At 70.4% G+C, this 17,611-nt stretch carries 20 protein-coding genes; 14 read left to right on the top strand and 6 right to left on the bottom strand.

All coding sequences use genetic code 11. The features are described from left to right. Positions 1-33 precede the first annotated feature (33 nt). The 12 genes from ACFVYL_RS08660 to ACFVYL_RS08605 all read left to right on the top strand — a co-directional run bounded on the left by ACFVYL_RS08660 (position 34) and on the right by ACFVYL_RS08605 (position 10,806). Complete coding sequence (locus ACFVYL_RS08660) at positions 34-1,731, top strand: nitrite/sulfite reductase (RefSeq protein ID WP_389713863.1); 1,698 nt, start codon at positions 34-36, stop codon at positions 1,729-1,731. After that, entirely contained in the window at positions 1,728-1,907 is a 180-nt protein-coding gene (locus ACFVYL_RS08655) for a hypothetical protein (RefSeq protein ID WP_361724557.1), read from the top strand. Before ACFVYL_RS08660 ends, ACFVYL_RS08655 begins: the two co-directional genes overlap by 4 nt. After that, complete coding sequence (locus tag ACFVYL_RS08650; RefSeq protein ID WP_389713861.1) at positions 1,904-2,620, top strand: phosphoadenylyl-sulfate reductase; 717 nt, start codon at positions 1,904-1,906, stop codon at positions 2,618-2,620. Before ACFVYL_RS08655 ends, ACFVYL_RS08650 begins: the two co-directional genes overlap by 4 nt. Beyond that, positions 2,617-3,216, top strand: coding sequence for an adenylyl-sulfate kinase (cysC, locus tag ACFVYL_RS08645; RefSeq protein ID WP_389713860.1), 600 nt, complete (start codon positions 2,617-2,619; stop codon positions 3,214-3,216). The genes ACFVYL_RS08650 and cysC overlap by 4 nt, the downstream gene beginning before the upstream one ends. Then, positions 3,213-4,148: a sulfate adenylyltransferase subunit CysD gene (gene cysD / locus ACFVYL_RS08640; RefSeq protein ID WP_389713859.1), complete on the top strand. Its 936-nt coding sequence runs from the start codon at positions 3,213-3,215 to the stop codon at positions 4,146-4,148. The genes cysC and cysD overlap by 4 nt, the downstream gene beginning before the upstream one ends. A 2-nt stretch (positions 4,149-4,150) precedes the next feature. After that, a complete protein-coding gene (locus ACFVYL_RS08635) occupies positions 4,151-5,521 on the top strand; it encodes a sulfate adenylyltransferase subunit 1 (protein ID WP_389713857.1) in 1,371 nt (456 codons plus the stop codon). 232 nt (positions 5,522-5,753) lie between these two features. Further along, the gene (locus tag ACFVYL_RS08630) at positions 5,754-6,860 is read left to right on the top strand and encodes an ABC transporter substrate-binding protein (RefSeq protein WP_389713855.1); all 1,107 of its coding nucleotides are present in this window, start codon (positions 5,754-5,756) and stop codon (positions 6,858-6,860) included. 36 nt (positions 6,861-6,896) lie between these two features. Next, on the top strand, positions 6,897-7,688 hold the full coding sequence (locus ACFVYL_RS08625; protein ID WP_389713853.1) for an ABC transporter ATP-binding protein: 792 nt from the start codon (positions 6,897-6,899) through the stop codon (positions 7,686-7,688). Further along, on the top strand, positions 7,675-8,583 hold the full coding sequence (locus ACFVYL_RS08620; RefSeq protein ID WP_389713852.1) for an ABC transporter permease: 909 nt from the start codon (positions 7,675-7,677) through the stop codon (positions 8,581-8,583). The genes ACFVYL_RS08625 and ACFVYL_RS08620 overlap by 14 nt, the downstream gene beginning before the upstream one ends. A gap of 6 nt (positions 8,584-8,589) precedes the next feature. Continuing rightward, complete coding sequence (locus tag ACFVYL_RS08615; RefSeq protein WP_389713850.1) at positions 8,590-9,354, top strand: sirohydrochlorin chelatase; 765 nt, start codon at positions 8,590-8,592, stop codon at positions 9,352-9,354. 11 nt (positions 9,355-9,365) lie between these two features. Then, on the top strand, positions 9,366-10,223 hold the full coding sequence (locus ACFVYL_RS08610) for a hypothetical protein (protein ID WP_389713849.1): 858 nt from the start codon (positions 9,366-9,368) through the stop codon (positions 10,221-10,223). A gap of 67 nt (positions 10,224-10,290) precedes the next feature. Beyond that, positions 10,291-10,806: a GNAT family N-acetyltransferase gene (locus ACFVYL_RS08605; RefSeq protein WP_389713848.1), complete on the top strand. Its 516-nt coding sequence runs from the start codon at positions 10,291-10,293 to the stop codon at positions 10,804-10,806. 180 nt (positions 10,807-10,986) lie between these two features. On the opposite strand, the gene ACFVYL_RS08600 is transcribed toward ACFVYL_RS08605, so the two are convergent. The 6 genes from ACFVYL_RS08600 to ACFVYL_RS08575 form a co-directional block, all read right to left on the bottom strand. Further along, positions 10,987-11,625: a DsbA family protein gene (locus ACFVYL_RS08600; RefSeq protein ID WP_389713846.1), complete on the bottom strand. Its 639-nt coding sequence runs from the start codon at positions 11,623-11,625 to the stop codon at positions 10,987-10,989. Positions 11,626-11,723: 98 nt separating this feature from the next. Next, positions 11,724-12,107 (bottom strand): DUF4440 domain-containing protein, encoded by a 384-nt coding sequence (locus ACFVYL_RS08595; RefSeq protein WP_389713845.1) that lies wholly within the window; start codon positions 12,105-12,107, stop codon positions 11,724-11,726. Then, positions 12,100-12,651 carry a DUF1697 domain-containing protein gene (locus ACFVYL_RS08590; protein ID WP_389713844.1) on the bottom strand — a complete coding sequence of 184 codons (552 nt, stop codon included), beginning with the start codon at positions 12,649-12,651 and terminating at the stop codon, positions 12,100-12,102. Before ACFVYL_RS08590 ends, ACFVYL_RS08595 begins: the two co-directional genes overlap by 8 nt. 73 nt (positions 12,652-12,724) lie before the next feature. Continuing rightward, positions 12,725-13,933 carry a S8 family peptidase gene (locus ACFVYL_RS08585; protein ID WP_389713843.1) on the bottom strand — a complete coding sequence of 403 codons (1,209 nt, stop codon included), beginning with the start codon at positions 13,931-13,933 and terminating at the stop codon, positions 12,725-12,727. Positions 13,934-14,280: 347 nt separating this feature from the next. Continuing rightward, positions 14,281-15,273: a CDP-alcohol phosphatidyltransferase family protein gene (locus ACFVYL_RS08580; protein WP_389713842.1), complete on the bottom strand. Its 993-nt coding sequence runs from the start codon at positions 15,271-15,273 to the stop codon at positions 14,281-14,283. A gap of 253 nt (positions 15,274-15,526) precedes the next feature. Next, entirely contained in the window at positions 15,527-15,928 is a 402-nt protein-coding gene (locus ACFVYL_RS08575; protein ID WP_389713962.1) for a MarR family winged helix-turn-helix transcriptional regulator, read from the bottom strand. 199 nt (positions 15,929-16,127) lie between these two features. Here ACFVYL_RS08575 and ACFVYL_RS08570 point away from each other — a divergent pair, with 199 nt between their 5' ends. Together ACFVYL_RS08570 and ACFVYL_RS08565 are read left to right on the top strand one after the other, a co-directional pair. After that, positions 16,128-17,201, top strand: coding sequence for a hypothetical protein (locus ACFVYL_RS08570; protein WP_389713840.1), 1,074 nt, complete (start codon positions 16,128-16,130; stop codon positions 17,199-17,201). 93 nt (positions 17,202-17,294) lie between these two features. Next, positions 17,295-17,597, top strand: a complete 303-nt coding sequence (locus ACFVYL_RS08565) for a hypothetical protein (RefSeq protein ID WP_389713839.1) — start codon at positions 17,295-17,297, stop codon at positions 17,595-17,597. Positions 17,598-17,611: the final 14 nt, after the last annotated feature.

The raw sequence follows: 17,611 nt of genomic DNA, 5'->3' as shown, positions 1-17,611 counted from the left end.
CCGCTTTCTCGCTGCCCCGAAGGACGTACCACCATGGCCGCCACGCCAGAGAAGCCTGCCCCCGCCACGCCCCGCCGCAAGGCGAGCCGTCACCGCGGCGAGGGCCAGTGGGCCGTTGGTCACTTCACGCCGCTCAACGGCAACGAGCAGTTCAAGAAGGACGACGACGGTCTCAATGTGCGGACACGTATTGAGACGGTCTATTCGAAGCGTGGATTCGACTCCATCGACCCGAACGACCTGCGCGGACGCATGCGCTGGTGGGGCCTCTACACCCAGCGCAAGCCCGGGATCGACGGCGGCAAGACCGCGATCCTGGAGCCTGAGGAGCTGGACGACGAGTACTTCATGCTCCGGGTGCGCGTCGACGGCGGACGGCTCACCACCGAGCAGCTGCGCGTCATCGGCGAGGTCTCCCAGGAGTTCGCGCGCGGCACCGCCGACCTCACCGACCGCCAGAACATCCAGTACCACTGGATCCGCATCGAGGACGTCCCCGAGATCTGGCGCCGCCTTGAGGCCGTGGGCCTCTCGACGACCGAGGCCTGCGGTGACACGCCCCGCGTGATCCTCGGTTCGCCCGTCGCCGGCGTCGCCGAGAACGAGATCATCGACGGCTCCCCCGCCATCGACGAGATACAGCGCCGCTTCATCGGCAACCCCGACTTCTCGAACCTGCCGCGCAAGTTCAAGACCGCGATCTCCGGCTCCCCGCAGCTCGACGTCGCGCACGAGATCAACGACGTCGCCTTCGTCGGCGTCCACCACCCCGAGCACGGCCCCGGCTTCGACCTGTGGGTGGGCGGCGGCCTGTCCACCAACCCCAAGCTCGGCGTGCGCCTGGGCGCCTGGGTGCCGCTCGACGAGGTGCCGGACGTGTTCGGCGGCGTCATCGGCATCTTCCGCGACTACGGCTACCGGCGCCTGCGCAACCGCGCCCGCCTGAAGTTCCTCGTCGCCGACTGGGGGCCGGAGAAGTTCCGCCAGATCCTTGAGGACGAGTACCTGCACCGCAAACTGGTCGACGGGCCCGCCCCCGAGCAGCCCCCGGGCACCTGGCGCGACCACCTCGGCGTCCACCGGCAGAAGGACGGCCGCTTCTACGTCGGGTTCGCACCCCGCGTCGGCCGGGTGGACGGCGCCACCCTGACGAAGATCGCCGAGGTGGCCGAGGCACACGGCTCGGGCCGCCTGCGCACCACCGCCGAGCAGAAGATGATCGTGCTCGACGTGGACCAGGAGCAGGTCGACTCGCTCGTCAGCGCCCTGGAGGCGCTCGACCTGCGGGTCAACGCCTCGCCCTTCCGGCGCGGCACCATGGCCTGCACCGGCATCGAGTTCTGCAAGCTCGCCATCGTCGAGACCAAGGAGCGCGGCGCCTCGCTCATCGACGAACTCGAGCGCCGCATCCCGGAGTTCGACCAGCCGATCACCATCAACATCAACGGCTGCCCCAACGCCTGCGCCCGCATCCAGGTCGCCGACATCGGACTCAAGGGCCAGCTGGTCCTGGACGACGAGGGCAACCAGGTCGAGGGCTACCAGGTACACCTGGGCGGCGCCCTCGGCCTGGACGCCGGCTTCGGCCGCAAGGTCCGCGGCCTGAAGGTCACCGCCACCGAGCTGCCCGACTACGTGGAGCGGGTCCTTGGGCGCTTCCAGGCGGAGCGCGAGGACGGCGAGCGCTTCGCCACCTGGACCGCCCGCGCCTCCGAGGAGGCCCTCAAGTGAGCGAGCGCGCCGCCCCCTTCCACTGCCCCTACTGCGGCGACGAGGACCTGCGTCCGAACGAGACCGGTCACGGCGCCTGGGAATGCGCGGCATGCAACCGGGCCTTTCAGCTGAAGTTCCTCGGGCTCCTCGCCCGGGGCGTTCAGCACACCAGCGGTGGAGGGGAGCAGATATGACGACCGCTCGGGGCCGACTGCGGCCTGCGGACGAGGAGTTGAAGGCGCTCGCCGAGCAGGCCGGGCGCGACCTGGAGGACGCGTCCGCCCTGGAGGTCCTCCAGTGGGCCGCCGACACCTTCGGGACACGGTTCTGCGTGACCTCCTCGATGGAGGACGCGGTCGTCGCCCACCTCGCCTCGCGGGCCATGCCCGGCGTCGACGTCGTGTTCCTGGACACCGGCTACCACTTCCCGGAGACCATCGGCACCCGCGACGCCGTCGAGGCCGTGATGGACGTCAACGTCATCACCCTGACCCCGCGGCAGACCGTGGCCGAACAGGACGCCGAGTACGGGCCGAAGCTGCACGACCGCAACCCCGACCTGTGCTGCGCGCTGCGCAAGGTGCGGCCCCTGGAGGCCGGCCTCGAAGGGTACGAGGCGTGGGCCACCGGGCTGCGCCGCGACGAGTCGCCGACCCGCGCGAACACCCCGGTCGTCGGCTGGGACGAGAAGCGCGGCAAGGTCAAGATCTCGCCGATCGCCCGCTGGAGCCAGGACGACGTCGACGCGTACGTCGCCGAGCACGGCATCCTCACCAACCCGCTCCTGATGGACGGTTACGGCTCGGTAGGCTGCGCTCCTTGCACGCGTCGCCTCCTGGCGGGCGAGGACGTGCGGGCCGGCCGCTGGGCCGGGAACACCAAGACCGAGTGCGGGATCCACGGATGACCGCGCCCCCGACTCAGCAGCAGCCCCAGACTCAGCAGCAACCGACCCGGGAGAACCACGTGACGACCGGAGCCACCGTCTGGCTCACCGGCCTGCCCAGCGCCGGCAAGACCACCATCGCGTACGAACTGGCCGGCCGGCTGCGCGCCGAGGGCCGCCGCGTGGAGGTGCTCGACGGCGACGAGATCCGCGAGTTCCTCTCGGCGGGCCTCGGCTTCAGCCGCGAGGACCGGCACACCAACGTGCAGCGGATCGGGTTCGTCGCCGAACTCCTGGCCCGCAACGGCGTGCTGGCGCTGGTGCCGGTGATCGCGCCGTTCGCGGACAGCCGTGACGCGGTGCGGGAGCGCCACCAGAAGACGGGCACCGCGTATGTCGAGGTGCACGTCGCGACGCCGGTCGAGGTGTGCTCCGTACGGGATGTGAAGGGCCTGTACGCCAAGCAGGCGGCGGGCGAGATATCCGGCCTCACCGGTGTCGACGACCCGTACGAGGAGCCCGACTCCCCCGATCTGCGCATCGAGTCGCAGGACCAGACCGTGCAGGAGTCAGCGGCGGCCGTGCACGCGCTGCTCACCGAGAGGGGTCTCGCATGACGACCGTCGCCGGCGTCTCCGAGGAGACGGACAGCCCGTACGCACTCAGCCACCTGGACGCCCTGGAGTCCGAGGCGGTGCACATCTTCCGTGAGGTGGCGGGAGAGTTCGAGCGGCCGGTGATCCTCTTCTCCGGCGGCAAGGACTCGATCGTCATGCTGCACCTGGCGCTGAAGGCGTTCGCCCCCGCGGCGATCCCCTTCTCGCTGCTGCACGTGGACACCGGGCACAACTTCCCCGAGGTCCTGGAGTACCGCGACCGCGTGGTCGCCGAGCACGGGCTGCGGCTGCATGTGGCCTCGGTGCAGGAGTACATCGACGCGGGCACGCTGCGCGAGCGGCCCGACGGGACCCGTAATCCGCTGCAGACCGTGCCGCTCACGGAGAAGATCCAGAGCGAGCGGTTCGACGCGGTCTTCGGCGGCGGGCGCCGGGACGAGGAGAAGGCGCGCGCCAAGGAGCGGGTGTTCTCGCTGCGCGACGAGTTCTCGCAGTGGGACCCGCGCCGCCAGCGCCCCGAGCTGTGGCAGCTCTACAACGGCCGCCACGCCCCCGGCGAGCACGTGCGCGTCTTCCCGCTCTCCAACTGGACCGAGCTGGACGTCTGGCAGTACATCGCCCGCGAGGACATCGAGCTGCCCGGCATCTACTTCGCGCACGAGCGGGACGTCTTCAAGCGCTCCGGGATGTGGCTGACCGCCGGCGAGTGGGGCGGCCCGAAGGACGGTGAGACGGTCGAGAGGCGTCAGGTGCGCTACCGGACCGTCGGTGACATGTCCTGCACCGGCGCCGTCGACTCCGACGCGACCACGCTGGACGCCGTGATCGCCGAGATCGCCGCCTCCCGGCTCACCGAGCGGGGCGCGACCCGCGCCGACGACAAGATGTCCGAGGCCGCGATGGAAGACCGCAAGCGCGAGGGGTACTTCTAACCATGAGCAACAGCACCACCGAGCCGGTACAGCCGCTCTCCACCGAGCAGTTGTCGGCCACCACCCTGCTGCGGTTCGCCACCGCGGGCTCCGTCGACGACGGAAAGTCCACGCTGGTGGGCCGCCTGCTTCACGACTCCAAGTCGGTCCTCACCGACCAGCTGGAGGCCGTGGAGCGGGTCTCGCAGGACCGCGGCCAGGAGGCCCCTGACCTCGCCCTGCTCACCGACGGCCTGCGCGCCGAGCGGGAACAGGGCATCACCATCGACGTGGCCTACCGCTACTTCGCCACCGCCCGGCGCCGGTTCATCCTCGCCGACACCCCCGGGCACGTGCAGTACACGCGCAACATGGTCACCGGCGCCTCCACCGCCGACCTCGCCGTGGTCCTGGTCGACGCCCGCAACGGCGTGATCGAGCAGACCCGCCGGCACGCCGCCGTCGCCGCCCTGCTGCGCGTCCCGCACGTCGTCCTCGCCGTGAACAAGATGGACCTGGTCGACTACGCCGAGCCCGTCTTCGCGAAGATCGCCGAGGAGTTCACCGCGTACGCGAGCGAGCTGGGTGTCCCCGAGATCACCGCGATCCCGATCTCCGCGCTGGCCGGTGACAATGTCGTCGAGCCGTCCTCGAACATGGACTGGTACGGCGGCCCGACCGTCCTGGAACACCTGGAGACGGTCCCGGTCAGCCACGACCTCGCCACCTGCCACGCCCGGCTCCCCGTGCAGTACGTCATCCGCCCGCAGACCGCCGAACACCCCGACTACCGCGGCTACGCGGGCCAGATCGCGGCCGGTGCCTTCCGCGTCGGCGAGTCCGTGACGGTCCTGCCCTCCGGCCGCAGCTCGAAGATCACCGGCATCGACCTCCTGGGCACGGCGGTGGACGTGGCCTGGACGCCGCAGTCCGTCACCCTGCTCCTCGAGGACGACATCGACATCGCGCGCGGCGACCTGATCGTGCCGAGCAGTGACATCCCGCCCGCCACCCAGGACATCCAGGCGACGGTCTGCCACGTCGCGGACACCGCCCTCACCGTCGGCCAGCGGGTGCTGCTCAAGCACACCACCCGTACGGTCAAGGCGATCGTCAAGGAGATCCCCTCGCGGCTCACCCTCGACGACCTCTCCCAGCACCCCGAGCCCGGGCAGCTCGTCGCCAACGACATCGGCCGCGTGAAGGTCCGCACCGCCGAGCCCCTCGCGCTCGACGCGTACGCCGACTCGCGCCGCACCGGCTCCTTCCTGCTGATCGACCCGGCGGACGGCACGACGCTCGCGGCGGGCATGGCGGGCGACGCGTTCGCCGAGGCCGCCGAGGCCGTGGCGGAGGCCGACTCCCCCGCGGACGACGAGGGCTGGGACTTCTGACATGAGGTACACCGACGTGTTCGCGACGTTCGCGAAGGAGGGCGGCCGCATCGGCAGCGGCGCCCTCGGCAGCGGACAGGGCGGGGTGGCCCGATGTGCGCGCTGACGTACGCGCACCGCACGCGCGCCCACGCACGCCCCGTACGACGGCGTCCACGACGACGAAGACCTGCCGACCTCCCGGCCACGCCCTGACGGCGTGAGCTCCGGGCCAACGAGAGGACCCCCTCCCGTGCCTGCCCCACGTACCCGAATCGCCGCCCTGACGGCGCTCCCCCTGCTGGCCCTGGCGCTCGGCGCCTGCGGTTACGGCTCCCAGGCGGACCCGGCCGACGACGGCAAGTCCAAGGTCGCCGCCGGGGCCGAGAAGATCGACGGCCTGGACAGCGTGAAGCTCGGGTACTTCCCGAACCTCACCCACGCCACCGCCCTGGTCGGCAACCAGGAGGGCCTCCTCCAGAAGGAACTCGGCGGCACGGAGGCGAAGTACTCCCAGTTCAACGCGGGCCCCTCGGAGATCGAGGCGCTCAACGCAGGCGCGATCGACATCGGCTGGATCGGCCCGTCGCCCGCCATCAACGGCTACACCAAGTCGCAGGGCAAGAACCTGCGGATCATCGGCGGTTCGGCGTCCGGCGGCGTGAAGCTCGTGGTCAACCCCGAGAAGATCAAGTCGCTGAAGGACGTCAAGGGCAAGAAGATCGCGACGCCGCAGCTCGGCAACACCCAGGACGTGGCCTTCCTCAACTGGATCGCCGAACAGGGCTGGGACGTCGACGCGCAGAGCGGCAAGGGCGACGTGTCGGTGGTCCGCACCGACAACAAGATCACCCCGGACGCCTACAAGTCCGGCTCCGTCGACGGCGCCTGGGTGCCGGAGCCGACCGCGTCCAAGCTGGTCGCCGAGGGCGGCAAGGTGCTGCTCGACGAGGCCGACCTGTGGCCGGACAAGAAGTTCGTCATCACGAACATCATCGTGCGCCAGAAGTTCCTGGAAGAGCACCCCAAGGTCGTGGAGGCCGTGCTGCGCGGCTCCGTGAAGACCAACGCGTGGATCGCGAAGAACCCGCAGAAGGCGAAGGCCGCCGCCAACGCCCGGCTGAAGGCCGACGTCGGCAAGCCGCTGCCCGCCGAGGTGCTCGACCCGGCCTGGAAGTCCATCAGGACGACCGACGACCCGCTGGCCGCGACGCTCGACGCGGAGGCGGACCACGCGGTCAAGGCCGGCCTCCTGGAGAAGCCCGACCTCAAGGGCATCTACGATCTCGGCCCGCTGAACAAGGTCCTCAAGGCCGCGGGCGAGTCCCCGGTCGACGACGCCGGCCTCGGCGTCAGTTAAGCCCGGAAGCCGACCAGACCCCAGGAGGTGACGACCATGGCAACCACCCTCGCCAAGGCCGCGGAGGACACCCGCACCACGGCCGCGCACGCCGCCCGGATCGAGCACGTCTCGAAGTCCTTCGGCGGACCCGCCGGACCCCAGCTGGTCCTGGACGACATCACGCTCGATGTCGCGCCGGGCGAGTTCGTCACCCTCCTGGGAGCCTCGGGCTGCGGAAAGTCGACGCTGCTCAATCTGGTCGCCGGGCTCGACAAGCCGTCCGCGGGCACCATCACGACGGACGGCCGCCCGGCCCTGATGTTCCAGGAGCACGCCCTCTTCCCCTGGCTGACCGCGGGCAAGAACATCGAACTCGCCCTGAAGCTGCGCGGCGTGCCGAAGCCCGAGCGCCGTCCGAAGGCCGAGGAACTGCTCGAACTCGTCCGGCTGCAGGGCGCGTACGGCAAGCGGGTGCACGAGCTGTCCGGCGGCATGCGCCAGCGGGTCGCGCTGGCCCGCGCGCTCGCCCAGGACAGCAGGCTGCTCCTGATGGACGAGCCGTTCGCGGCGCTCGACGCGATCACCCGCGACGTGCTGCACGACGAGCTGACCCGCATCTGGCGCGAGACGGACGTCTCCGTCCTCTTCGTCACACACAACGTCCGCGAGGCCGTGCGCCTGGCGCAGCGCGTCGTGCTCCTCTCCTCGCGTCCCGGCCGGGTGGCGCACGAGTGGCGGGTCGACATCGAGCACCCGCGCCGCATCGAGGACACCGCCGTGGCGGAACTGTCCGTCGAGATCACCGAACAACTGCGTGGGGAGATCCGCCGCCATGGCCAGCACTGAGACGACCGGCCCGGTCAAGACGTCCGGGGGCGGCCAGGACCTCGCCGGTCTGGAGGCCGGCCTGGACGCGCTGGAGACGCACGCGGGCCCCACCAGGCCGCCCGTGCGCGAGGTCCTGGTCCAGAAGGTGCTGCCGCCGGTCACCGCGGTCCTGCTGGTCCTGGTGGTCTGGCAGGCGCTGGTCTCCTTCAAGGTCGTCGACGACCCGAGCAAACTGCCCTCGCCGTCCGCGGTCTGGGACGAGGTGCGCGAGGCCTGGCTGCAGGGCATCCTCCTCGACTACATCTGGACCTCCGTCTCACGGGGCCTGCTCGGCTTCCTGCTCGCCCTGGTGATCGGCACGCCGCTCGGCCTGATCGTGGCGCGGGTGCGGTTCGTCCGGGCCGCGATCGGCCCGATTCTCTCCGGCCTCCAGTCGCTGCCTTCGGTGGCCTGGGTGCCGCCGGCCGTGATCTGGCTGGGCCTCAACAACCAGATGATGTACGCGGTGATCCTGCTCGGCGCCGTGCCCTCCATCGCCAACGGCCTGGTGTCAGGTGTCGACCAGGTGCCGCCGCTGTTCCTGCGCGCGGGCCGCACGCTCGGTGCGACGGGCATGCGCCACACCTGGCACATCGTGCTCCCGGCGGCGCTGCCCGGCTATCTCGCGGGCCTCAAGCAGGGCTGGGCGTTCTCCTGGCGCTCGCTGATGGCCGCCGAGATCATCGCGTCCTCGCCCGACCTCGGCGTGGGCCTCGGCCAGCTTCTGGAGAACGGCCGCAACGCCAGCTCCATGTCGATGGTCTTCCTCGCGATCTTCCTCATCCTGATCGTCGGCATCGCCATCGACCTGCTCATCTTCAGCCCGCTGGAGCGGCGCGTCCTGCGCAGCCGCGGCCTTCTGGTGAGGAGCTGAACCGCCGTGCACCGTCCCGTCCTTCTCGTCATCGCCCACGGCAGCCGTGACCCGCGGCACGCCGAGACCGTGCACGCGCTGGTGCGCCGGGTGCGCGCGCTGCGCCCCGGAGTGCGGGTCGAGACGGGCTTCTTGGACTTCAACTCCCCGACCGTCTCGGGGGTCCTTGAGCGGCTCGCGGCCGAGGGCGTGCGCGATGTGGTGGCCCTGCCGCTCCTGCTGACCCGCGCGTTCCACGCGAAGTCGGACATCCCGGCGGTGCTGCGGGACGCGCCGCCCGGCCTGCGCATCCGGCAGGCCGCGGTCCTCGGCCCGTCCCCGCTGCTCCTGACCGCCCTGGAACAGCGGCTGTACGAGGCGGGGCTCGACCCCGCCGACAAGTCCTCGACCGGGGTCGTGCTGGCCTCGGCGGGGTCCTCCGATCCGGAGGCGATCGCAGTGATCGCTGACATCGCGCGGGAGTGGCGGCACACCGGTTGGTGCGCCGTGCGGCCTGCGTTCGCCTCCGCACCTCTGCCCCGCACGCAGGACGCCGTACGGGCACTGCGGGCCGTGGCCGGGGTGCGGCGGGTGGCCGTCGCCCCGTACGTCCTGGCCCCCGGCTTCCTGCCGGACCGCATCGCGCGGGGCGCGGCCGACGCCGACGTACTGGCCGGCGTTCTCGGCCCGGCCCCCGAGGTGGCTCAACTGCTCGTACGGCGCTACGAAGAGGCCTATGCGCCCGGCAACTGCCCGGTTGCTCCCCTGGCGCGGATTCCCGCACTGGCCTAGTTTGTGGGTTCATGACCCCGAGCCGAGCGCGCACCCTGTGGCTGCGGACCGAACCCCTGCACGCGGTGGTCTACTTCGAGGAACGCTGCAGAGGTCTCGGCAGGGCCGTGGGCCTCAAGGGCTTCTGGATGGGGTACTTCGCCGCCCGCACCGCGCCGATGGGCCGGGTCGGCCCGGGGGTGGCTGCCGCGGCACTCGGTGTCTTCGCGCCGGGCATGGTGGCCCGCTCGCTGCCGTCGGCCTGGGAGTACACGTCGCCGGACCGGGTCGTGGAGGAACGCGCCCGGCTGACGGCCGCCGCTCTGCGCCATCTGGTGCCGTCCGTCGACGCGTTGGCCGCGGTGGTCAACGGCCCCCTGACGGCGATGGTGGAGGACGCCCCGCCGCTCGCCCGCCCGCTGTTCGCCGCCAACCGCGATCTGACGCAGCGCACCGACCCGGTGGAGCGGTTGTGGCAACTCGCCACCTGTGTGCGGGAGTTCCGGGGCGACGCGCATGTGGCCGTCCTCGCCGATCACGGTCTGGATGCCTGCGAGAGCCTCGTCCTGGCGGCCGCGACCGACCGGGTGGACCCGGCCGGCATCCGGCAGGACCGGGGCTGGAGCGAGGAGGAGTGGGCGCGGTCCGTGGACCGGCTGCGCGGCCGGGGGCTGCTCGACGCGGCGGGCCGGGTCACGGAAAGCGGTGTCACGGAGCGGGAGTTGATAGAGGATGACACGGACCGGCTCTCGGCACGGCTGCTGCACCCGCTGACCAAGGGCGAGGTGGACGACCTCCTCGCCGCACTGGAGCCGGCGGCCCGGCGCATCCTGGACTCGGACGTCCTGCCGTTCCCGAACCCGATCGGGCTGCCGCGCGCGGTGGGGTGAGCGGGGCCCCTGACACCGGTGGTGAAACCGCTTGCCGTACGCGGGTCCGCCGCCTTACCGTCACGCGATGACTCCCGAACTGCGGTCCGACCGGCTCCGCCTCTCGCCCTACGTCGCCGCCGACGAGGCCGACTTCGTCGCGCTCTTCCAGGACGAGGCCGTCGGCCGCTGGTTCGGGGACGGCATGCAGAGCGCGGCAGCGGACCACGCGCTGTTCGGCCGGATATTCAGCATCGTCTACGCGGAGAAGCGCTTTCCCGTCTGGGCGGTCCGGCACGAGGGGCGCTATGTCGGCCACGCCGAGGTGAAGCCCTCCCCGGAGAAATGGCTCGACGGTCACGAGATCGTCTACGGCCTGAACCGGGCGAGCTGGGGCCTCGGGCTCGGCACGGAGCTGGCGCGGCTGCTCACCTCGTACGCCCACGAGACCTTGGGGCTCGCCGAGGTGCACGCGACCGTCGACTCGGAGAACGCCCCCTCCCTCTCCGTGCTCAAGCGCCTCGGCTTCACGCAGACCCGCGAGGTCACCGAGGAGAGCGGCGCCGTCACCCTCCAGCTCACCTCGCGGATCCGCCCGGTCTGAGAGCCTGTCTTTGAACCCCCGTCGTCCGCGCGAAGCGCGGGCGCAGCGGCGTTCGGTGCGTGCGATCGGTGTGCGGAGGCCCAGGTCATGTGGCGGAGCCACCTGTCCTGGGGTTCCGTGCGCCGAGCGTGCGTGCCGGGCGTCGGGGCGCAGGCGGGGGTTCTAAGACAGGCTCTGACTTCAGGAGAAGTCGAGGCCGCCGGTGCGGGTGCGCTTCAGCTCGAAGAAGTCCGGGTGGCCCGCGAGGACGCGGAAGCTGTCGAAGAGGCGGGCGGCCTCCTCGCCGCGCGGGATCGCGCGCAGGACGGGCCCGAACCAGACGGTGCCGTCGACGTGGATCGTCGGCGTGCCCACGTACCCGTCGGCCTCCGGGTCCTTGCCCGCGTCGTGACTGCGGCGCAGCGCCGCGTCGTACGAGGCGTCGTGCGCCGCCGCCGCGAGGTCGCCCGGGAGTCCGAGCTCGGCCAGGGCCTCTGCGGCGACCTCCTCGAAGTCCTCGTTCTTCTCCTGGTGGACCCGGGTGCCGAAGGCGGTGTAGAGGTCGCGGAGTATCTCCTCGCCGTGCCGGTCGGCGGCGGCCGCGGCGACCCGGGTCAGGGTGAGCGAGCGGTCCACCAGATCCCGGTACCAGTCGGGGAGTTCGTTGCCCTCGTTGTGGAAGTAGAGGCTCATCACGTGGAACCGGACGTCGAGCTCGCGGTGGAGCTCGACCTCCAGGATCCAGCGCGAGGTGATCCAGGCGAACGGGCAGGCCGGGTCGAAGTAGAAGTCGACGCGGGTCGGTGCGGAGGTGTCGGATGCTGCGGCCGTCTTCGTCATGCTCCGACCCTATCCATCAAATGGCACCCGCTCATGGGCCATTGGCGCCCCGTTCCTATGGGCCACTTCTCGACCGCGACAGAGGCTGACCAGGCAGTTCAGTCCCCGTCGAAGAGTGTGCCCTGGTGGAACCAGAGCAGCCAGCCGTCCTCCGTACGCCGCCACAGGGAACTGCGGTGCGCCCGGCGGCCGTTGTTGTCGGTGTCGAAGGTCAGATGCACCAGGTCGTCGGCGAGCTGGACGCCGCGCATGCCGGAGGTCGTGGTGGGGCGGCTGCCGGGCGCCGGGTGCGCCGTGAGGACCTCGACGATCGACGCGCGGTCCCACCGGGTGCCGGAGGCCCCGATCTCGGTGAACTCCGGGTGCAGCAGCGCCCCGAACAGCTCGGGCGAGGCGCGCACCTCGGGGTCCAGGAGGCGCAGTTCGCCCTCGACGGCGGCTTCGACGGCGGGGGTGGGGGCAGCCGGGGCGCGGTCAGTCACGGGTCATCTCCGCGAGTCGGGTGACGGTGTTCCAGTTGCGGCTGGTGGCGACGAGGCCCTTGTTCAGGGCGGGCCTGGACAGTTGCTCGGCGAGCTTGGAGCGTCCCAGGCCGTCGGGCGCGTACAGGTAGAAAACCCGGTCGCCGAGCCTGAACTCCTCGGGGAGGAACGCCTCTTGGTCGATGGACGCGAAGCGGCCGGGGTCGACGGGCGCGGAGAAGTAGGTGACGTGGAGCTGCTTCGCCGCCAGGTCGGCCGCGGGGAAGGGGCAGGCATCCACCACCGCCCGCAGATACGCGCCGTCGCGCACCAGGACGTCGACGGCGAAGCCGAAGTGCTCCTCGATGGCCGCCCGCACCTCGGCGGCCAGTGACTCCTCGTCGCCGTGGTCGGCGGTGAAGACCGCGTTGCCGCTCTGCAGATACGTCTGTACCCCGCCGTGGCCGAGCCCCTCCAAAAGGGTGCGCAGTTGGGCCATGGGCACCTTTTTGTGGCCGCCCACGTTGATGCCGCGCAGCAGCGCCGCGTATGTCCTGGTCGTCATGCGGACACGATAGAGCGGCCGCCGTGCCCCGTGGGGGTGGGCACGACGACCGCGGCTCGGTGGGCGGCGAGGATTACTCGACGACCTTCAGGAGCTTGTTGGGCGTGCCCTCGCTCGGGTTGGAGATCTTGTCCGCGGTCGCGCCGTCGGTCAGCGCCTTGGCGACGTCCGCGGGCTTGGCGTCCGGGTGGCCCGCGACGTAGACGGCGGCGGCGCCCACCACGTGCGGGGTCGCCATCGACGTACCGGAGATGGTGTTGGTGGCGTCGTCACCGGTGTTCCAGTCGGACGTGATGTCCGAGCCCGGGGCGTAGATGTCCACGACGGAGCCGAAGTTGGAGAAGTCGGACTGCTCGTCGTCCTTGGTGGAGGAGGCGACCGTGATCGCGTCCTTCACGCGGGCCGGGGAGCCCTGGGAGGCATCGGCCGACTCGTTGCCCGCGGCCACCGCGAAGGTGACGCCCGCGTCGATCGCCTTCTGGACGGCCGCGTCGAGCGCTTCGTCCGCGCCGCCGCCGAGGCTCATGTTGGCGACGGAGGGGCCCTTGTGGTTCTTGGTGACCCAGTCGATGCCCGCGACGACCTGCTCGGTCGTGCCGGAGCCCTGGTCGTCCAGGACGCGGACGGCGACGATCTTCGCCTTCTTGGCGACGCCGTGCGCGTCACCGGCGATGGTGCCGGCGACGTGCGTGCCGTGGCCGTTGCCGTCGTCGGCGTTGTCGTCGTTGTCGATGGCGTCGAAGCCGGAGGTGGCGCGGCCGCCGAAGTCCTTGTGGCTGACGCGGACACCGGTGTCGATGACGTACGCGGTGGCGCCCTCACCGGCGGCGTCGGGGTACGTGTACTTCTTGTCGCCCGCGGTGTCCGCCTGGTCGATGCGGTCCAGGCCCCACGACGGCGGGTTGTCCTGCGTGGCGTCGATGGAGAACTTCTTCGACTGGACGACCTTGCCGACGGCCGGGTCGGCGGCCAGGCGCTTGGCCTCGGTCTCGCTCAGGCCCTTGGCGGAGAAGCCGTTGATGGCGGAGGAGTAGTTGCGCTTGAGCGAACCGCCGTACTCCTCGGCCAGGTCGGACTTGGCGCCCTTGTCGGCCTTCTCGTCGAGCATCACGATGTAGCTGCCGGCGACGGCGCCCTTGGCGTCGAGGCCGTAGACCTTGCCCTCGGCGGGGGTGGCCGCGCCGGCGAAGGAGGTGGCGAAGACGGTGACGCCGACCGCGGTGGCGGCGGTGGCTATCGCCGCGGTGAGCTTCATCGTGCGGGCACGCTTGTGAGTTGCCATGAAGAGGGGTCTCCTCGTGGTGAATGTGGGGGGATGTGGGGGGTATTCAGCTGTTGTGCCAAGGGTTTGCCGCGGCAACAAGTTCGACGCGACGCCCCCTTGAGGACCGGAAGATCTCCGGGTGTTGGGACGAAACCCTGTCTGATTGACGCGCGCAGATCAATACCTTCATGCAGCTGTGACTTGTTCAACAAGGTTCTGTAATAACAAACCGGATCTGTCGCACTGGAACGGACATCCCGGGCGACCAACGCCCCAACTCCCGGTAACAGCAAGCCCCTTACACCCCACACGCACCACCGGGCGGGCTGGAGATTTCCAGCCCGCCCGGTGCCGAGAAACGCGGTTCAGACCGTCGTGAGGACCCTCTCCGCCTCGAAGGAGTCGATGGTCCGGGTGAAATCCCGAGTGGAAAGAAGCAGTTTGTAGATGATGGCGAGTTCGAAGACCAGAAGGAGCGCCCCGGAGACGATGGTCGCGGGCATCACCACGTCGAAGAGCGGGCCGATCATGAAAACGCCCATCTGGAATTCGATGCCGCTCACCAGGTGCGCGCGGATGCGGTGGCGCAGCAGGAAGGAGCGGGCTCGCAGGTAGGCGGGGAACTTCCGGCGAAACTCCTGGTGCAGGTCGATCACCTGGGGCTTCGGCGCCGGAGCCGACTCGCCGTCGGCGTCGGCGTCGGTCTCCGCGGACGGCTGCGCGTAGGGGGCCTCACCGGCGGCACGCTGCAGGTCCTGCTCGATGTCCGCCGACGGGTTGTCCCGCAGCAGGTCCTCCATGAAGGCGAGCTCCGCCTCGTTCTGCGCACGGCGCGCGGCCCGCACGCGCGCCTTGATCTGCTTGCGCATGGAGTGGCGGATCTTGAAGATCTCCAGCGAGTTGATGTACCGCAGGGTGTCGAGCGCCACGACGGCGAGCGCGAGCCAGATGTAGAACGTGTCGCCGGTGCGGTCGTACTGACCCCACATCAGCGCGACACCGCACACCATGACGCGGATCCGGTCGAAGACGAAGTCGAGCCAGGCGCCGAAGACGGAGCCCTGGCCGGTGAGCCGGGCGAGCTTGCCGTCCATGCAGTCGAAGATGAAGCTGATGTGGTAAATGACCGCGCCGAGGGCGAGCCACTTCCAGTCGCCGAACGCGAAACACGCCGCCGAGCCCAGGCCGAGAAGGAACGCCCCCCAGGTGATCTGGTTCGGCGTGAGCCGCGTCCGCATCGCGGTGAACCGCACGAGCGGCGTGGCGACCGGGTCGACAAGCAACACGGTCCACCACGCGTCACGCTTCTTCTGGGTGATGCGGCGCACCTCGGCGAGGGGCGGTATGTCTCGACGCATGGGGGTCAACTTCCTGGCGTTCGGCGAAAGTTCACCCCACGCTAGGAACAGATTCACCCAAGGAACAAGATCTCACCCGTGCAACCTTTGGCCGGGGGTAACGGTCAACCTTTCAGGACGAGTCAATGGCCCTTCCAGGGCGGTGCCGCGTTACCTGAGCGTTACCGAATGACCGGGCTGTTACCGAAACACGTCACGGAGCGTTACGCCGGGCCCGGTCGGCCCGCGTCTTCGCCGGTTCCTGCGCCTCCCCTCACTCGACGCCTCCGTCACTGGCCGCCGTCTCGTTGTAGCGCAGCAGATACTCCGCGAACCGCGTCAGATCCGCCTCGCTCCACCCCCCGAGCCGCTCCTGGAACGCGACCCGGCGCGCATCCCCCACCTGCACGAGGACCTCGTTGCCCCGGTCGGTGAGGTGCAGTACGTGCACCCGGTGGTCGGTGGGGTCGAGGCGCCGTTCGACGAGCCCGGCCTTCTCCAGCGCCCCCACCTGCCTGCTGATCGTCGACTTGTCGAGGGTGTAATGCGCCGCAAGATCGGTGGCCCGGCAGCCGCCCTGGTCCTCCAGATGACTGAGCAGCGTGAAGGAGACGAGCGAAAGCTCGGGGTGCATCCGCGCGGCGGTGGCGCGCGCCCGCCGGGCGAACGCGGTCATCTCCCGCTGGATGACCTCGATGGACTCGTCCCGCACGCCGGGCCGGACCCCGTCTCGATCGGTCACGATTTCTCCCTCTCCACGAATGGTTGTAGAGTACAACACAAGAAGAGTTGTATATGCCAACCATCTGCCCCGGCCGCTGCTTCCTCACCCGCACCGGGCCGCCGAACACCCGCCGACCAACCGGAGAAGCCCCATGTCCGCCACCGCGGAACCCGCCACCCGACTGCGTGACGCGCTGCGCCACGTCCTGCTCCACCTCGTCACACCCCTGCTCATGTGCCTCGGCATGGGCCTCGCCTACATGGGCGCGTTCGTCACGCCCGAGCCGAACGACATGCCGATCGCCGTCGTCGGACAGGGGCCGCAGACCCAGCTCCTCGCGCAGAACATCAAGGACAAGGCGGGCGACGCCCTGGACGTGCGCACCCTCACCTCCCGCGAGCAGGCGGTCGACGCGCTCAAGTCCCAGGACATAGCGGGCGCCTACGTACCGGACGCGAAGTCGCCCGAGCTGATCGTGGCCACCGCGGGGTCCGACATGAGCGCGACGGCCGCGCAGAAGATCTTCACGCCCGTCGCCGCCGGACAGGGCGCGCCGCTGAAGGTCACCGACGTGGCCCCGCCGGTCGACGACGACCCGACAGGTCAGGGCCTCTTCTTCCTGCTCGTCGCCGTGAGCATCGGCTCGTACGCCTCGGTGGCGGTGCTCGGCGCGGCGGGCGCGGGGCTGCGGATGCGGGCCCGGGCGGGGCTCGTCGTGGGTGTCTCCTTCGCCGTCAGCCTGATCGGCGCGGCGCTCGCAGGACCGATCTTCCATCTGGTGCACCAGGGGCTGTGGGGCGTGTGGGCCATGGCCTGGCTGTACGCGGCCGGGATCCTCTTCATCGGCATCGGCCTGCACACGTTCCTCAAGCGCTGGACGACGCTGGCGATGATGGTGCTCTTCGTGATGCTCAACTTCACGACGTCCGGCGGGCTCTTCCGGCCCGAGCTGCAGAACGGCTTCTTCGGTTCCCTGCACGCGTTCTGGAACGGCGCGGGCTTCGTCGAGGGCATCCGCAGCCACCTCTACTTCGGCGGCCACGGCCTGGGCGGGCACGTCTGGACGCTGGCCGGCTGGCTCGTCGCCGGTCTGCTGATCGTCGCCGTCGCGGCCCTGTGGGAGCGTCGGCAGCGGACGGCGACGGCCCCCGCCGACGCCCCGCGCGCGGCCGTCGAGGAGCGGGTGGCCCAGGAGGAGGAGATGGAGGAGTCGGTCGCGGTGTGACGTCCCGGCCACGGACGCAGGCGTCACGGACTTGTCGAATATCGATATGCTCCCTTACCTTGGGCGTATCGATATTCGATAGGGAGGGACGCGATGAACACACGGCTCACGAGGGGCCTGGCCTCGGTGACCTTTGCACTGGCGGTGCTCGCCGGGCTCGTCTTCGCCGGCACGGCAGTCACGCACATGCTCGACGACGGGGCGGTCTGCGTGGAGACGAGCTTCTGGCAGAACGCCGCACTGCGGGACGACCTGCCGATCGCCGAGGGCGTGCAGGCCTCCGGCAGTGCCGAGCGCCTCTGCCAGGACCACCCCTCCGCGGGGCAGGCCGGGCCCCCCCCCCCGCGGGGGGGGACCCGGCTGGGTGGATCGGGGCCCCCCCCCAGCGAGATTTGACCCCCGCGCCGAGG

The organism is Streptomyces sp. NPDC058308 (genome assembly GCF_042880275.1).
Classification (GTDB): domain Bacteria; phylum Actinomycetota; class Actinomycetes; order Streptomycetales; family Streptomycetaceae; genus Streptomyces.
Note: the sequence above shows the minus strand (reverse complement) of the source record. Positions and strands in the feature narration are given on the sequence as shown.

Bases quoted from the DNA above. Each gene is read 5' to 3' on its own strand.
- ACFVYL_RS08610 (WP_389713849.1), top strand. From the start codon at position 9,366: ATGACCCCGAGCCGAGCGCGCACCCTGTGGCTGCGGACCGAACCCCTG.
- ACFVYL_RS08570 (WP_389713840.1), top strand. From the start codon at position 16,128: ATGTCCGCCACCGCGGAACCCGCCACCCGACTGCGTGACGCGCTGCGC.
- ACFVYL_RS08600 (WP_389713846.1), bottom strand. From the start codon at position 11,625: ATGACGAAGACGGCCGCAGCATCCGACACCTCCGCACCGACCCGCGTC.
- ACFVYL_RS08650 (WP_389713861.1), top strand. From the start codon at position 1,904: ATGACGACCGCTCGGGGCCGACTGCGGCCTGCGGACGAGGAGTTGAAG.
- ACFVYL_RS08605 (WP_389713848.1), top strand. From the start codon at position 10,291: ATGACTCCCGAACTGCGGTCCGACCGGCTCCGCCTCTCGCCCTACGTC.
- ACFVYL_RS08635 (WP_389713857.1), top strand. From the start codon at position 4,151: ATGAGCAACAGCACCACCGAGCCGGTACAGCCGCTCTCCACCGAGCAG.
- cysC (WP_389713860.1), top strand. From the start codon at position 2,617: ATGACCGCGCCCCCGACTCAGCAGCAGCCCCAGACTCAGCAGCAACCG.
- cysD (WP_389713859.1), top strand. From the start codon at position 3,213: ATGACGACCGTCGCCGGCGTCTCCGAGGAGACGGACAGCCCGTACGCA.
- ACFVYL_RS08620 (WP_389713852.1), top strand. From the start codon at position 7,675: ATGGCCAGCACTGAGACGACCGGCCCGGTCAAGACGTCCGGGGGCGGC.
- ACFVYL_RS08580 (WP_389713842.1), bottom strand. From the start codon at position 15,273: ATGCGTCGAGACATACCGCCCCTCGCCGAGGTGCGCCGCATCACCCAG.
- ACFVYL_RS08575 (WP_389713962.1), bottom strand. From the start codon at position 15,928: ATGACCGCGTTCGCCCGGCGGGCGCGCGCCACCGCCGCGCGGATGCAC.
- ACFVYL_RS08565 (WP_389713839.1), top strand. From the start codon at position 17,295: ATGAACACACGGCTCACGAGGGGCCTGGCCTCGGTGACCTTTGCACTG.
- ACFVYL_RS08585 (WP_389713843.1), bottom strand. From the start codon at position 13,933: ATGGCAACTCACAAGCGTGCCCGCACGATGAAGCTCACCGCGGCGATA.
- ACFVYL_RS08660 (WP_389713863.1), top strand. From the start codon at position 34: ATGGCCGCCACGCCAGAGAAGCCTGCCCCCGCCACGCCCCGCCGCAAG.
- ACFVYL_RS08625 (WP_389713853.1), top strand. From the start codon at position 6,897: ATGGCAACCACCCTCGCCAAGGCCGCGGAGGACACCCGCACCACGGCC.
- ACFVYL_RS08590 (WP_389713844.1), bottom strand. From the start codon at position 12,651: ATGACGACCAGGACATACGCGGCGCTGCTGCGCGGCATCAACGTGGGC.